The sequence below is a fragment of the Brochothrix thermosphacta DSM 20171 = FSL F6-1036 genome (genome assembly GCF_036884295.1).
Lineage (GTDB): Bacteria > Bacillota > Bacilli > Lactobacillales > Listeriaceae > Brochothrix > Brochothrix thermosphacta.
On the sequence record NZ_CP145608.1, the window covers coordinates 1235677 to 1249610 of the forward strand.

The following is a 13934-nucleotide window of genomic DNA, read 5'->3' on the forward strand; positions in this document are numbered from 1 at the left end:
TATGGTAAAAGCTATCATTAATCTAGAGAATCATCATTATGATAATTTTGAAAAAAGTATAAAAGATGACTTCGCGGAGATTATTAAAAATAAAAAGCAGTTATTTAAGGTTAGGATATCAACAGATTTATGGGAAGCTTATATCGATGCTCTGGATCCCAATGAAAGGCAACAATACAAGTGCAGTTGCTGTCGAAGCTTTATTAGAAAATACGGCGACTTAGTAATTATAGACACTGATGGTCGTTTGAAATCTGCTATTTGGCATCCCGCTAGCGCACCTAGCTATTTCAAAGAAGCAGTCGGAAATTTGAAATTGTTAGTTGAAGAAAGTCGAGTTACATCTGTTTTTCATTCCGATCAACGTCATTTAGGTAAAGTTATGTCTGGTGAAAGACATCATTTGGCTGTAGCTTTACCTGAAAGTTATATCAATCAGTCCGTTTGGAAAAAAGCTAATCAGTTAATGATTGAAAGTCAAAAAGACTTTGAACAACTTTCAGCTGCTTTAAACACATATAGGACAGAAAGTGTTGCAACAATAAAAGCGCTTATCTTATCTGATGTACTTTATCGAGGGGGACGTTTTAGTGATATGATCTCTTGGTTTAATCAAGTGATACTACATGTTGAAAATGAAACTGATCTCGAAGTCATTCGACATCTAACATGGTTATACGTTGCCGAAGCTAAATCAGGCTATTGTGATATAAAAAAATCTGTGGTTGGAGCATTGATAGCGGACTATGAATTTGGGATACCAATTGAGACGATAATACAGCGTTATAACGAAAAGTTAGATCCTGCTAACTATATGCGCATAAGAAAAAAACCTTCAGAAGAAGAAGTTATTAAAGCTGAAGAATTAGTTGGGAAACTGGGTATCACGGATTCGTTAAAACGTCGTTATGCAAAGTTAGAAGATATTCCAACCTTTATGTGGCGTTCTAGATATAGTGATAATGGAAATGTATTTAGTAAAATAATTACTCAAAGTAGACCGTTTGAGATTCCTCGATTACGTGTACCAATAAAAACAATGACTTGGAAAAAATTCAAGGAAACGGTGCTGCCGAAAGCAACGAATATCGAAGCAAAAGTTGAGAACACAAGTCGTCTGATGGGATTAGTAACCGAAAGTATTTCAAATTCAAAACCACTTTTTCAATGGAATAATGCTTTTTCATGGTATTATCATGGTGGTGTCGACGGGAAAATAAAAAAAGGTAGCCAGTCGGTGAAAATCAGCGATGATAGTAGTGAAAAAGATCGTGAAATTGAACGTCGCATTCAAGTAGCTGGTGGTAAATATGATGATAATGATATTCGTTGTTCATTGAGATGGGAAAATTATACTGATTTAGATTTACAGTGTCTCACTCCAAAAGGCAAGCAGATAGACTTTAGTCGCAATAAAGTGGGGAAAGGAAAAATGGACGTTGACATGAACCTTATGGGTGAGAGTGAAATGCCTGTTGCAAACATTCGTTGGCCCAAAAATACTGCAGCAAATGGTTCGTACTGTTTTACTGTTGTTAACTATGATGATCGAAGTAACGGAAGTGGTACTTTTTATAAGGTTGAGTTAGAAGTTGAAGGATATATTTACCATTATCACGGTTATTTTCCGTTTGATGATATGCATGAACATGTTTTTGAGTTCAACTATGAAAAAGGACGTCCAATTAATCTTATAGGGGTATATCATAACTTGGGTTATAGTGATTGGAACCTTGAAATAGGTAATTTTAAGACGGTGAACGCTATCGTTAAATCGCCAAATTTATGGGATGGTAAAGATGCTGAAGAGAGTGGTAATCATACATTTTTCTTGCTAGAAGGATGCCACGATAAAAGCAAGGGCAAAAGCAGGGGATTCTTTAATGAAATGTTAAGATCTGATTTTAAAGAGATAAACAAAATTCTTGAAGCTTATACCGCTTCAACGCCTATACAAGGAGCAGAGGATGCAACTGCCTGTGGGCTTGGTTTCAGTAAGGAATCAACTTGGAATTTAACGCTAAAAGTTACTGCTGATGGATTGGAACGATTGATTTTAATTGATCGTTTTGATTGATTTTATAAATAAATAGGTTATTTTATCCACTTGAGCAGCCTATTTTGGCTGCTCTTTATTATATTACGGCATTAAGCGAGTGTATAAAAAAGTTATTATTGTATGTTATACCTATAGTAGTAACTTGTTAGCAATTTATCCATAAATTGAAAAATACCGTTATAGAAACCTAGTTATTTCTGTCATATGATAATTGTGAATGATATACTAGAAAAAAGTTTTTTAAATAGAGGTGGTGTCATAATGGGCTGTTTAGGAAATATACTTTGGTTTATTTTTGGTGGTTTGGTACAAGGTCTCGCGTGGTTTTTAACAGGTTGTTTATGGTATATTTCAATAGTCGGGATTCCAATTGGTTTACAATGTTTTAAAATATCTAAATTATCATTCTTCCCGTTTGGTAAGGAAGTTGTTTATGGTGGCGGGGTTGGTTCCTTTTTATTGAATTTAATTTGGCTACTCATCAGCGGTATTTGGTTGGCTATTAGTTCAGCACTATTAGGTGTTGTGTTTTGTGTGACAGTAGTTGGGATTCCTTTTGGTTTACAGTGTTTTAAACTAGCAAAACTATCGTTGCTGCCATTTGGTACAACAATTGTAACTTATCGCTAAATCACACAAACTAAAGGGGGGAGAGAATGACAAATGTCGCTAAGTTTGGAAAATATTACGTTTGAGCTAAATACTAAAACGAGAGATACTGCTTTTTTTATTCATGATGGGACTAACGGTTTGGAGTATATGATGGATTGTACTTTTAGAGAAGGCGCCTATGATGGTTGCGAGATAACACCTTATTTATGTATCAATTCGATAGAAACAACTGCTGTTACTAAAGAAGAACTAGTTGGGATATCTTTCAGTATTCACAGCATTGAAGAAGCAGATGAGCGTGAGGATAGTTTTTATGTTTTTGAACATGAACCATTGGAGCAATATCACTTGCAAATACTTGAAATCAAAAATGAAAAAGCACGTATTCATTGCAGAGGAACAGCGATTGTTGATGGGTATGCTAATCCTTATGTCACGAAAAATTTTGAGATTGATTGCTGGTTGCCGATCATTACAAACGTTTCTGATTGGCATAAATTTAATCTTTAGGAATTTGAAAAGAATCGAGTAATCGGTTCTTTTTTTGTGATTTAAGGTTTATGTAGTCCTTACGTAAGAAACAGTTAATGTTTATTTGTTAAGCTTTCTACATGTTCTAAATAACTCAATGAAGTTTTTATAAGCGATTTATTCCAGTAATGGATAAAATAACTTTTGAATACTAAATTGAAGATGAAAGAGGAGAAGAGAAAATGAAAACATTTAAAATTTTATTTATTACTGCATTAGCCACAATTGTGTTAGCGGCATGTAATAACACCACAGAGGAAAAAGATAATGGGAAAATGGACAGTGGCTCAAAAAGTGGCATGATGAAAGAGAAGTCAGATAAAGAGATGACAGCAACTTTTATGGGTGACTTCAAAGGAGAGAGTGGACATACTGTCAGTGGTAAAACGAAGATAAAAGACGGTAAATTGATGTTAACAGATTTTAAAACAGATGAAGGTCCAGACCTCCATGTTTATTTAAGTAAAGGAACAGATGTGAAAGATGCAAAAGAAATTTCAAAAATTGATCTAAAAGAATCAGAGCAAACGTTTGATTTGGCAGGTATTGATGTTGAAAAGTATGATACTGTGTTAATATATTGTGATAAAGCTCATGAGTTGTTCGGTAGCGCAATGTACAGTGATAAAACAGCTGATATGATGGGAAATTTTAAAGGGTTAAACGATAAAAAAGTTACTGGAATGGTAACGCTTAACGATAATAAACTGATGCTTTCTGATTTTTCAACTGATAAAGGCCCTGATCTTCATGTTTATTTAGTGAAAAATGACAAAATTGAAAGTGGTGTATCGTTAGGTAAAGTGGACTTAAAAAACAAAGAACAATCTTTTTCAATCCCAAAGGATATTAATCTGAAAGATTATAAAAAAGTAGTGATTTATTGTGATGAAGCACATGTCATGTTTGGAGAAGCGGTGTTGTAAATGTTAGTCGAGAAAATTTCGGCGTATGTTTTAACGCTATTACGACTACTGCTCGGATTCTCATGGTTACAAGAAGTTATCTTTAAAGTACAGGCACATTTTAATATACAAGGATTAGTCAATACAATCGATGGAGGAACTGCTTCTCCAGGGTGGTATCAACACTTTTTTAGTACAGTTGTTTCATCCTCAGTCCCGTTGTTTAATTTTTTAATCCCCGCAGGAGAAATAGCAATTGGATTAGGCTTAATCTTTGGTATATTGACACGCAGTGCAATTTTAGCTGCTTGTTTTATGGCAATCAACTATTGGTTGGCAAACATGATATATATTTATCCAATACAATTAATGGGTAGTATAATATTGTTAGCATGTTATAATCAAGCTACAAAATACCGCTTATTATCTTTATGGCGTTACTTCAAAAAAAGAAAATTAGCATCTTAATAATCATATAAACAAGTGAAGCATAAGTTAAATAGACTTATGTTTCATTTGTCATTTTGTTGGTAAAGGAGGGGTAATATGAAAAGAACTATTTTACTTGTAGATGATGAAAGAACAATTATTGATATTTCAAAAAAATATTTAGAAAAAGAAGGTTATCGTGTATTTCAAGCAACGAGTGCAAAAGAGGCGATGAGCATTTATGATAATCAAACAATCGATTTGATTATTACGGATATCATGATGCCGGAAATTGATGGTTATGAGTTTATAATGGACACACTCGAAAAGAATGAGCAGATACCATTTATTTTTATCACAGCAAAAAATGCCAATCAAGATCGTTTATATTCCTTAACATTAGGGGCAGACGATTATATTACAAAACCGTTCAATCCACTAGAACTTGTACTAAGAGTTAAAAATATCTTACGTAGAGTGTATCGTGAAACAGATAAGACAATTGAAATTGCTCAGTTATCAATGGATTTTGATCGTCGTTTTGTTAAAATTGGAGAACAATCCCTCGATTTAACAACGAAAGAATTTATGCTATTATGGGTGCTATCAAACGACTCTGATAAGGTGTTCTCAAAATCGGAAATTCTGAGCTTGGTTTGGGATAGTTATAGTAGGGATGATCGTAACACTGTGAATGTTCATATCCACCGACTGAGAGAAAAATTAGCCCCTTATTCTGATATTGTGGGTGCACCATTAATTAAGACAATCTGGGGCACAGGGTATAAATTAGAGGTAACGTCATGAAATTAAGAAGAATAATATTTTTTAGTTATATTGGTGTTTTTTTATTGGTCTTACTTGTTACAAAATACTTTTTGAAATACATGTTATTTGAGCAAAAAACAGCAAATATCGTTATGATTGTTGCTCTCGTTATTACGGTTTTATTGTTGTGCTTAAATTATTTAATTATGAAACCAATATTAAAAATTATTATAGCATTACAAATAACAAGTCAAAAAAATGCTAATGGCGATTTTACTATTTTAAAAGAAAAAGCATTTGCTTCAGAAATTGCGCTACTCTTGAATGATTACAATGTGATGGTGAAACAATTGGAGCAACAGGTTGTACAAATAAAAGCAGGTGAAAAAGAGAAGAATGAGATAATTGCTAACCTATCTCATGATATTAAAACGCCAGTAGCTTCACTAACGGCCGTAGGTCAGGCTTTATCCGATGACATTTTAGATGATGACGAAAAGAAATACTATTTACAAGCTGTATTAGATAATTGTCACCGAATTGCTGATTTATCAGATGAGCTTGCTCAATTCGTGGAACAAGAGAGTGCTGTGATAGGGATGTGCAAAGACGAAATATGGTTGGATGAAGTTTTAATCAGTGTTTTAACAGCATTCAAAGGAAAAATTGATCGTTCCCAGCGAGAAATTCTTGTCGAAGGTACTGAATTTTCAGAGCCTATTTATTCCAATGAATCCGCGATATTCCGCATCCTTTACAACGTGATTGATAATAGTTTGAAGTACTCACAACCACAAACACCTATAAAAATCAGCGTGGAAAAGCAGCCTACTTATATTAGGATTTCGATTAAGGATTTTGGTCAAGGTATTGCTGAAGCTGAATTAGAAAAAATCTTCCAACGGACCTATCGCATAGAAAAATCACGCAACCAAACGACAGGGGGCAATGGCTTGGGGTTGTCGATTGCTAAAAAACTATTAGAAAATTTAGGTGGAAATATTTCAGTTTGCTCAAAAGAAGGCGAAGGAAGTACATTCTGCATTGAAGTACCGTACCGTGTTTAAAATGTAACGTAATCCATTCAAACAGTTTGATAAAACCAAATTTTCACCAAAAGAGATAAGGTTTAGTACGTGTTAAAAATACGACAATCGAGATTATACATAAAACAGACATAGTAATAAAGCTATTAACACTGCAAAATAGTGTACAATGAAAGTGGTTAAATAGATGATGAAGGGGAGTCACATACATGAAAATGGTTATTTTAGATGGATACGGTTTAAATCCGGGAGACATTAGTTGGGCACCTTTGGAGACTTTAGGAGAAATCAGTGTGTATGATCGTACGCCGGAAAATGATACAGCCTTAATTATTGAAAGAATTGGGGATGCCCGTATTATTTTCACTAATAAAGTACCAATCACACAAGAGGTAATGCTTGCATGTCCACAACTAGAGTATATCGGAGTGTTAGCGACAGGCTATAACGTTGTAGATATCGAAGCAGCGAAAGAAAAACATATTGTTGTGACAAATGTACCTAGTTATGGAACAGATGCAGTCGCACAATTTACATTTGCATTGTTATTAGAAATTGCGAGCCAAGTTGGTTTGCATAATCGTTCTGTGAAAGCTGGGGATTGGCAAAATAGCCCTGATTTCACTTACTGGAAACAACCGTTATTTGAACTGTCTGGTAAAACGCTTGGATTGGTTGGTTATGGTTTAATCGCTCAAAAAGTAGCGGAAATTGCAGTTGTTTTTGGCATGACAGTTATCTACTATAATCATCGTCATAAACAGTCTAAAACACAAGGTGTTAAGCAGGTAACGTTGAGTGAGGTTTATCATGAAGCGGATATCATTAGTTTACATGTGCCACAAATGCCAGAAACAACGCAGATGATTAATAATGAAGCAATCCAACAAATGAAAGAGGATGTCATACTAATTAACACGTCTCGTGGTGGCTTATTAGATGAAGAAGCAGTTGCTGCTGCATTAAATACAGGTAAAATTGCAGCTTTGGGTGCGGATGTAGTCACAAAAGAACCAATATTGGCAACAAACCCCTTATTAACAGCAAAAAATTGTTACTTAACACCGCATATTGCTTGGGCACCCGTTGAGGCAAGAGAACGTTTGTTGGGTATAGCAGTCGATAATGTGAAAAAATTCTTGGAAGGCACACCGCAAAATAACGTTGCTAACTAAAGAGCTACATCATGGGTTGATAGAGTAACAAATTTTATATCATAAATATAGAAAAACAACAGTTCAATCACGTTATGATGTGACGGAGCTGTTGTTTTTATTTGTGTTATGCATAGATAGTATCTTTTGTTGCAAGCCATTGTAAACCGATAAAAGTATGCGCCACAAAATCATCTGCAAGGTGAAATTTTGGCTTATTAGGCTGTTTTTTTAACATGTCATGTTGTGATATTAGTTTATTAAAAGTATTTTCAGCAAGTGCTGGTTTATAAATAACAAAATGTTGAGGTGCAACAACAACATTATAGATACAAATTATTTCTAGTAATTGTTTAATTTCAGCGTCAATCTCTTGATGAAAAGGCTCGTTAATAATATGCGGTAAGTACTTACCCTCACCAGCTAAACCATTTTGGCTCAATAACAACGTTTTACGAGAAAATACGCAAATTCCTGGTCGACTTTGTTCGGGATAATAGACACCTACGACAACATCTTTTAGAGGTAGTTGCTGTTTAAGGCAGTACCCAATTGTTGCGAGATTTGCATCGTTTTCAATATGAATGGGTAAGTCAGTAATGATTGAAAAAGCTTGTTTGAACGACCAGCCGTTAAATTCATCACCCCAACTAGAAACGACGATATCATCAACAATCTTACCAGGGAAAGAGAGGTTGATACTCGTGATGATATTAGAATGTGAGAGCATTTCTGCCACAATATTGCGCAATCCATCTATCGTAATGGGTGAAAAAGCAAAACGGCGATGTTCAATGGTAAGTCCGGCTAAATTAGTAATGTTGGCAACGATTTGTAATTTTTTATTTTCTTCCAGCATTAAAATATCAAGAGAGTGATGTTGATCATAGTTAAAATGAAACAATGCAGCAGGGCGTCCCATCTTTTGCTGAACATGTTCACCTTCAATGAAACATTTTTCCGAAACAAGTTCTTTTACAAGCGTGTTAACAGTGACAGTACTAACGTCAATTGCTTCAGCAAGTTGCGTTTTTGTTGCAGTCTTATGCTTGAAAAGATATTGTTGCAATTTAATTTTATTTTCATTTTGAATGGGAGTTTTGTTTTTGGACATGATGTCTCCTTTCAAAAACAATGTTTGATATAACATCTCTAACTATATAGGCAAATATCAGAAAAGTAAATGTTTTATGAGTGAAAATACTTGTCGCTATCTCTATTTGATGATATATTAAAGTCACTTAATTAAGTATCTTTATTATGATGCTGATCAAGTGTTTTTACTATCTTATTATATGAGGAGAATGATGATGATAAAATTGGTTATTTCGGATATGGATGGTACATTTTTGAACAGTGCTGGTGATTTTAATCGCCCGTTTTATAAAGAAGTTAAACAATTAATGGATCAGCAAGGTGTACAATTTGCAGCATGTACAGGAAAACAATGTGAACGAGTAGAAGCAATATTTGGTGAAGAAGCAAATGATATTTGGATTCTTGGTGACAGTGCTACCCGTATTAAACGAAAAGGGGAGTATGTATACGAATCATTATTAGCAAATGAAATTGGTTTAGCACTTATTAAAAAAATAGAAACAGTAGCACCTAACGTTGTTATCATTGCTTGTACAGCAAATGGTGCAATGGTTAAAAAAGATATTACCGAAGATGCGATAGCAATTGTGCGTGGTTCATATCACGAAGTCGGTTTTGTAGAAGATTACGCTACAATCACAGATGATTTTGTAAAAATCACTGTTTATGATAAAAATTTAAACTGTTTTGAAACAGTGAAAGAACTTGAAACGTTTACAGATAAAGCTTATATCGTCGCTTCCGAAGCAGCGTGGATTGATGTATCCAATTATGATGTGCATAAAGGAACGACTGTGAAGAAATTACAAGCGATGTTAGATGTAACAGCAGATGAAACAATGTGTTTTGGAGATGGTTTAAATGATATTGAATTAATGGAAGAATTTACCTACAGTTTCGCTATGCGCAATGGTTTTGAAGCAACGAAGGATGTTGCTCGTTTTGTGACAGGGACAAATGATGAGGAAGCTGTACTGCATACTATTCAAGAGATTTTAGCGTTACAAACCCCATCAAAATAATGGAAGATAAGTTGTTGCGAGTTTTTAATTTCAGTAAATAATAAACAAAGACAGTCCAATAAAAAGGACTGTCTTTGTTTGCTGTTACTATTAAATCAGTGACTAGGATTATTATAATAAGTAGTCTAAAGAGAAATATAACCTTTTTTATAGTTATTTTACTGACGTAATCTTGTTTGAAACTATTCATTTTAAAAACAAAAATGATAATAACTCATTTGTTTCGGCTAGAGTTTATTTTTTCTATAAGCGTGTCAATTCTGGTAATATCTTTCATTTTAGACTCATTTTTTATAGTATCTACTGATTTTTTTCTATTGTTTGCACTGAACAAACTGTTAAAAAAGCAATAATACACAGTATTAAAATAATAATACTTTTATTCATCTGCTCATCCCCTTTGATTAAAAATCCCTATTTTTAAAATAGTTTATTCAAAAAAATTTAGTTAATGAATTAATGTTGGTAAAAGAAAAAATCATACGCTTATTCTTTTTATATTTTGAAAAACTCAGTTTACCTTCACGATAGAGTGTGTCGTTTTTGGCTAAAGCAACTTTTTTTGCGTTTTTAAAATCAATATTCTTTTCATTGCTGATTTTAATTATTTTTAATTGATCAAATGTTTGTGCTAAAAAAATTTCTTTGAGGTTAGTACTGTATGTCATCATATCGATGTTACCTTTTTTGAGCCAATTGAAGTTTAAAGCAGTCAAGTTTTGTTTTATTAACTGGATGCGTTTACGCATCGAAACATTTCTATTAAAAGATTGTTTTTCTAAATTCTCCATTTTGCACCTCTTTTTCTTAATACGCTATTTTTTAGTAATATCAGCTTCGCTAGCTGTGATTTCATGTATTTTATCTACAACACTTGCCGACATTCCTGCTAATTTTTTTGTTCGTATATAAAGATAGTCTGCTGCTGGTAATGCAATTGTTTGTCGATGACTGGTTCGGAAAAGTTTAACATTGTGATTCCGTTCAATGTAAGCGATATGCTGAGAGACAGTTGGTTGGGTAATATGTAATTCTTCAGCTGCTCTTGTATAATTGAGCGTTTCGTATACTTTTAAAAAAGTGTAATAACGTATGTCTAACATTTTGTTTTTTCCCTTCTCACTTGCTAAGTAATAAGTAGTGAAAGTAGATTTAATTTTCAATTAGCTTTCAATAGTTCACTTCCTTAAAATCACTTACTCTACTTTTTAAAGTATACGCCCTTAATTTTCAGCCGTGAAATAATCGTTTTTAATGTATCCATTCATTTTTTTAATAGTTATTATAAAAAAAGAAATATAGTATCATATTTTTCTTTAAAAGCAATCTTTTTTGGAATTTTGTATTTGGGAGGAAAAGGGGGATTTTATCTGCTATTTCCAAAAGATGTACGATGAAAAAATAGGAGAATTTGTTTTAAAAATGAAAAAAGACCTTTTAAAATTATTTTCGAAGGTATTTTATGATATCTAAAAGATATTTAAGATTAACTGCTTGAATAAAACTTAGCAAAATAAGATACGATTATTACGTTAAATAAGTGCTTTGATTTTTGATCAGGTAATTAGGGCTTTTTATAATATTTTTTGCATAGATAACACACTATTAAATACAAAAAAGCTATTTCTGGTTAAGAAATAGCTTTTCGGGACTTTTTTAATTATTGAAATTTTTCTTTCATTTTCAGAATGAAATCCGTGGTTGGATTATCCGATAAATAAACAAAATTCATATTTTTCGGATCGAAGGGTTCTTTAAAATGAAGTTGTTTTAAACTACCTCTAGCTAATTCTTCTTCGACACAAACATCAAAAAGAAAACTGATACCGATATTTTTCTCGACGACACGCTTAATTAGGTCGATACTACCTAATTTTGTTTGATGCTTAAAACTTGTAATATCTATTTGTTCTTTTTGTAAAATGTTTTCAAGCGAAGAGAGTGTTCCTGAACCTAATTCACAAGTGATTAATTGATAATCAAAAAGATCTTCAAATTTTACTTCTTGATCTGCTAGTTCGAATTCAGGAGAGCAGACACCAACTATCGTTGATTGAGCAAATGGAAAACTAGAAAAAACATCTTGATTAAAATCACCTTCTATAAAGGCTGCGTCAATTTTCCCTTGCGCCAAATAATCAAGCAATATTTGTGTGTTCTCAACCATGACATCAAGACGAAATTCTTTTTGGTCATGAAACATTTGTACAAAGAAAGAAGGGATAATATAATCGCTGATGGAAAGAGTACACCCTAAATTTATCTTAGTATAGTCCAGCGAATGTAATTCATCAAGTGTTTTTGTTGAGTAGTTTAGCATAAATTGTATTTTGTTAAATAGGAAAGTGCCTTCATTTGTTAAATAGACTTTTTTGTTTTTATGATAAAATAATTTTGTACCCATTCGCTGTTCTAAAAATGCTATATGATTACTTACAGCGGGTTGACTCATGTTTAATGCTTCAACAGCTCGAGTATAATTAAGCGTTTTACAAACAGTTAAAAACGTTTCGTAGTGATAATCTAGCATATTTAAAATAGTAGTATCTAAAAAGACACCACTAATTCCCCCCTTTACTATATGGATTCTTTCTTCTATTATATTGCAAAGAGATAGGGTTTACAATTTTTCATAGAGGTGATGCGTTAAAGAATCAACAAAAAGGTTGGGTGATTTCTGAGTATAAAGATTAATTTTAAGATATCAGTAAATCAACGCTTAAGTTTTCTATTAAGAATTTTCAACTCATAACGCAGATGAATTAGCATCTCAGTGCTAAATGTGTTTAGTCTTATCAAAAATATAACTTGAATTTTTAATATGTTATATTAAGAGTGGCTAACTTTAAAAAGGGAAGTGTTAGGATGTCAAAATTAATTATTTTGCGTGGTAATTCTGGCAGTGGTAAAACGACAGTGGCTAATCGATTACAAAAACAACTGGGTGAAAACACACTTGTTGTCTCACAAGATATAGTGCGTCGAACCATGCTCAAAACACATGATCGAGAAAATAATCTTTCGATAAATTTAATAAGTCAAATTGCAAAATATGGTAAAGCTAATTGTGATATTTGTATTGTTGAAGGTATTTTAGTGAAAGAGTATTATGGTGAGATGCTTATAACGCTGATGGCGGATTTTGATGAAGCTTATGTTTACTATTTTGATCTTCCGTTTGAAGAGACATTAGTAAGGCATCAACAGCGCAAACAGTCCGCCGAATTTGATGGGAACAAAATGAAGAGTTGGTGGGTGGATAGTGATTACTTAGGAACGATTAATGAAAAATTATTAACAACAGAAATGACTGAAACACATTTGGTAAGTGTTATTTTGTCGGATATTGCAGATGATTAGAAATAGCATACGATAAATCGCTGAAGTATGTGATAAGCCGGTCAAAATAGGGTATATTAGTTAGGATAGCTCATCTATTGAGTATAATGATAATTGATTTTTGCTAACTGATTCTATCATAAAAAGAATTAGGTCAGAAGTCGCATTTAATTTACATAATTAACGGCTTATTGTTCGATTGTTGTTGTCTATTTTGCTATAATATATAGGAAAGATTGATTTTAAGGAGGATGACGAATGAAAAAGGCAGGGTCGTTTATTTGGGATATATTGAAAGTAGTCATAGTGGCGCTGATAATTACGATGGTCGTTCGTACATATCTCTTTGCAGCAGTAAAAGTAGATGGAGATTCAATGGATCCAACATTATACTCAGGAGAATACTTATTTATTAATAAGTTAAAGACAGCAGATCGTTTTGATATCGTTGTTTTCCCTGCACCAGATAATGAATCAGCGGAGTACATTAAACGCGTGATTGGTTTGCCAGGTGATAAATTGGAGTACAAAGATGATACACTTTACATTAACGGAAAGAAATACGAGGAACCGTATCTTGATGAGTTCAAGAAGCAAGAATCGAGCGCATTGACACCTAACTTCGTTATTGAAAAAATTCCTGAAGGGAAATATTTCCTCATGGGAGATAACAGACGCGTAAGTAATGATAGTCGTTATTTTGGTGCTGTTAATGAATCAACAATCGATGGGGTTGTCATCAAATGGGGTAAGAAGAACCTATAATGTAACTTTATAAAAAATAATAAGATGAATATGAAGTAGTAAACCAAATTGGTTTGCTACTTTTTCTTTCCAATCAAAGAAACTACATAAGATATGTTGTCTTTTTTTATTGTCATTTGTCTATAAGGGTTGAAAAAATGCTATAATAGTAAAGATGTTTCATACAATTTGAGAAAATGATAAATGTTATTAAATAAAGGGTTCGT

15 protein-coding genes are annotated in these 13934 nt (G+C 33.0%); 11 read left to right on the forward strand and 4 right to left on the reverse strand.

Annotated features, from left to right (window positions below; all coding sequences use genetic code 11):
• Nucleotide 1 precedes the first annotated feature (1 nt).
• The 8 genes from V6S17_RS06385 (at nucleotide 2) to V6S17_RS06420 (ending at nucleotide 7525) form a co-directional block, all read left to right on the forward strand.
• The gene (locus tag V6S17_RS06385; protein ID WP_029091005.1) at nucleotides 2-2077 is read left to right on the forward strand and encodes a hypothetical protein; all 2076 of its coding nucleotides are present in this window, start codon (nucleotides 2-4) and stop codon (nucleotides 2075-2077) included.
• A gap of 243 nt (nucleotides 2078-2320) precedes the next feature.
• Nucleotides 2321-2689 carry a YccF domain-containing protein gene (locus tag V6S17_RS06390; protein ID WP_029091004.1) on the forward strand — a complete coding sequence of 123 codons (369 nt, stop codon included), beginning with the start codon at nucleotides 2321-2323 and terminating at the stop codon, nucleotides 2687-2689.
• A 33-nt stretch (nucleotides 2690-2722) separates the two neighbouring features.
• A complete protein-coding gene (locus tag V6S17_RS06395; RefSeq protein ID WP_029091003.1) occupies nucleotides 2723-3181 on the forward strand; it encodes a hypothetical protein in 459 nt (152 codons plus the stop codon).
• 203 nt (nucleotides 3182-3384) lie between these two features.
• Nucleotides 3385-4128, forward strand: coding sequence for a DM13 domain-containing protein (locus V6S17_RS06400; protein ID WP_029091002.1), 744 nt, complete (start codon nucleotides 3385-3387; stop codon nucleotides 4126-4128).
• Complete coding sequence (locus V6S17_RS06405; protein WP_029091001.1) at nucleotides 4129-4575, forward strand: DoxX family membrane protein; 447 nt, start codon at nucleotides 4129-4131, stop codon at nucleotides 4573-4575.
• A gap of 78 nt (nucleotides 4576-4653) precedes the next feature.
• Nucleotides 4654-5343, forward strand: a complete 690-nt coding sequence (locus tag V6S17_RS06410; RefSeq protein WP_029091000.1) for a response regulator transcription factor — start codon at nucleotides 4654-4656, stop codon at nucleotides 5341-5343.
• Entirely contained in the window at nucleotides 5340-6371 is a 1032-nt protein-coding gene (locus tag V6S17_RS06415) for a sensor histidine kinase (RefSeq protein ID WP_029090999.1), read from the forward strand. Before V6S17_RS06410 ends, V6S17_RS06415 begins: the two co-directional genes overlap by 4 nt.
• A 188-nt stretch (nucleotides 6372-6559) precedes the next feature.
• Nucleotides 6560-7525: a D-2-hydroxyacid dehydrogenase gene (locus V6S17_RS06420; RefSeq protein WP_029090998.1), complete on the forward strand. Its 966-nt coding sequence runs from the start codon at nucleotides 6560-6562 to the stop codon at nucleotides 7523-7525.
• Between the two features lie 106 nt (nucleotides 7526-7631).
• Here V6S17_RS06420 and V6S17_RS06425 read toward each other — a convergent pair whose 3' ends face one another.
• Complete coding sequence (locus V6S17_RS06425; RefSeq protein WP_029090997.1) at nucleotides 7632-8618, reverse strand: ROK family transcriptional regulator; 987 nt, start codon at nucleotides 8616-8618, stop codon at nucleotides 7632-7634.
• A 196-nt stretch (nucleotides 8619-8814) separates the two neighbouring features.
• Here V6S17_RS06425 and V6S17_RS06430 point away from each other — a divergent pair, with 196 nt between their 5' ends.
• Entirely contained in the window at nucleotides 8815-9624 is an 810-nt protein-coding gene (locus V6S17_RS06430; protein WP_029090996.1) for an HAD-IIB family hydrolase, read from the forward strand.
• 434 nt (nucleotides 9625-10058) lie between these two features.
• Here the strand turns inward: V6S17_RS06430 and V6S17_RS06435 are convergent, their stop codons facing one another.
• From V6S17_RS06435 to V6S17_RS06445, 3 genes are all read right to left on the reverse strand, one after another.
• Entirely contained in the window at nucleotides 10059-10415 is a 357-nt protein-coding gene (locus V6S17_RS06435) for a hypothetical protein (RefSeq protein WP_029090995.1), read from the reverse strand.
• A 24-nt stretch (nucleotides 10416-10439) separates the two neighbouring features.
• The gene (locus V6S17_RS06440) at nucleotides 10440-10727 is read right to left on the reverse strand and encodes a helix-turn-helix domain-containing protein (RefSeq protein ID WP_029090994.1); all 288 of its coding nucleotides are present in this window, start codon (nucleotides 10725-10727) and stop codon (nucleotides 10440-10442) included.
• A 557-nt stretch (nucleotides 10728-11284) separates the two neighbouring features.
• Nucleotides 11285-12154, reverse strand: coding sequence for a LysR family transcriptional regulator (locus V6S17_RS06445; protein WP_029090993.1), 870 nt, complete (start codon nucleotides 12152-12154; stop codon nucleotides 11285-11287).
• Nucleotides 12155-12489: 335 nt separating this feature from the next.
• Here V6S17_RS06445 and V6S17_RS06450 point away from each other — a divergent pair, with 335 nt between their 5' ends.
• The gene (locus V6S17_RS06450) at nucleotides 12490-12984 is read left to right on the forward strand and encodes a kinase (RefSeq protein ID WP_029090992.1); all 495 of its coding nucleotides are present in this window, start codon (nucleotides 12490-12492) and stop codon (nucleotides 12982-12984) included.
• Nucleotides 12985-13221: 237 nt separating this feature from the next.
• Entirely contained in the window at nucleotides 13222-13728 is a 507-nt protein-coding gene (gene lepB, locus V6S17_RS06455; protein WP_029090991.1) for a signal peptidase I, read from the forward strand.
• Nucleotides 13729-13934 lie beyond the last annotated feature (206 nt).

Coding starts and splice junctions, on each gene's coding strand:
- V6S17_RS06385 (WP_029091005.1), top strand. CDS start 2: ATGGTAAAAGCTATCATTAATCTAGAGAATCATCATTATGATAATTTT.
- V6S17_RS06390 (WP_029091004.1), top strand. CDS start 2,321: ATGGGCTGTTTAGGAAATATACTTTGGTTTATTTTTGGTGGTTTGGTA.
- V6S17_RS06395 (WP_029091003.1), top strand. CDS start 2,723: ATGTCGCTAAGTTTGGAAAATATTACGTTTGAGCTAAATACTAAAACG.
- V6S17_RS06400 (WP_029091002.1), top strand. CDS start 3,385: ATGAAAACATTTAAAATTTTATTTATTACTGCATTAGCCACAATTGTG.
- V6S17_RS06405 (WP_029091001.1), top strand. CDS start 4,129: ATGTTAGTCGAGAAAATTTCGGCGTATGTTTTAACGCTATTACGACTA.
- V6S17_RS06410 (WP_029091000.1), top strand. CDS start 4,654: ATGAAAAGAACTATTTTACTTGTAGATGATGAAAGAACAATTATTGAT.
- V6S17_RS06415 (WP_029090999.1), top strand. CDS start 5,340: ATGAAATTAAGAAGAATAATATTTTTTAGTTATATTGGTGTTTTTTTA.
- V6S17_RS06420 (WP_029090998.1), top strand. CDS start 6,560: ATGAAAATGGTTATTTTAGATGGATACGGTTTAAATCCGGGAGACATT.
- V6S17_RS06425 (WP_029090997.1), bottom strand. CDS start 8,618: ATGTCCAAAAACAAAACTCCCATTCAAAATGAAAATAAAATTAAATTG.
- V6S17_RS06430 (WP_029090996.1), top strand. CDS start 8,815: ATGATAAAATTGGTTATTTCGGATATGGATGGTACATTTTTGAACAGT.
- V6S17_RS06435 (WP_029090995.1), bottom strand. CDS start 10,415: ATGGAGAATTTAGAAAAACAATCTTTTAATAGAAATGTTTCGATGCGT.
- V6S17_RS06440 (WP_029090994.1), bottom strand. CDS start 10,727: ATGTTAGACATACGTTATTACACTTTTTTAAAAGTATACGAAACGCTC.
- V6S17_RS06445 (WP_029090993.1), bottom strand. CDS start 12,154: ATGCTAGATTATCACTACGAAACGTTTTTAACTGTTTGTAAAACGCTT.
- V6S17_RS06450 (WP_029090992.1), top strand. CDS start 12,490: ATGTCAAAATTAATTATTTTGCGTGGTAATTCTGGCAGTGGTAAAACG.
- lepB (WP_029090991.1), top strand. CDS start 13,222: ATGAAAAAGGCAGGGTCGTTTATTTGGGATATATTGAAAGTAGTCATA.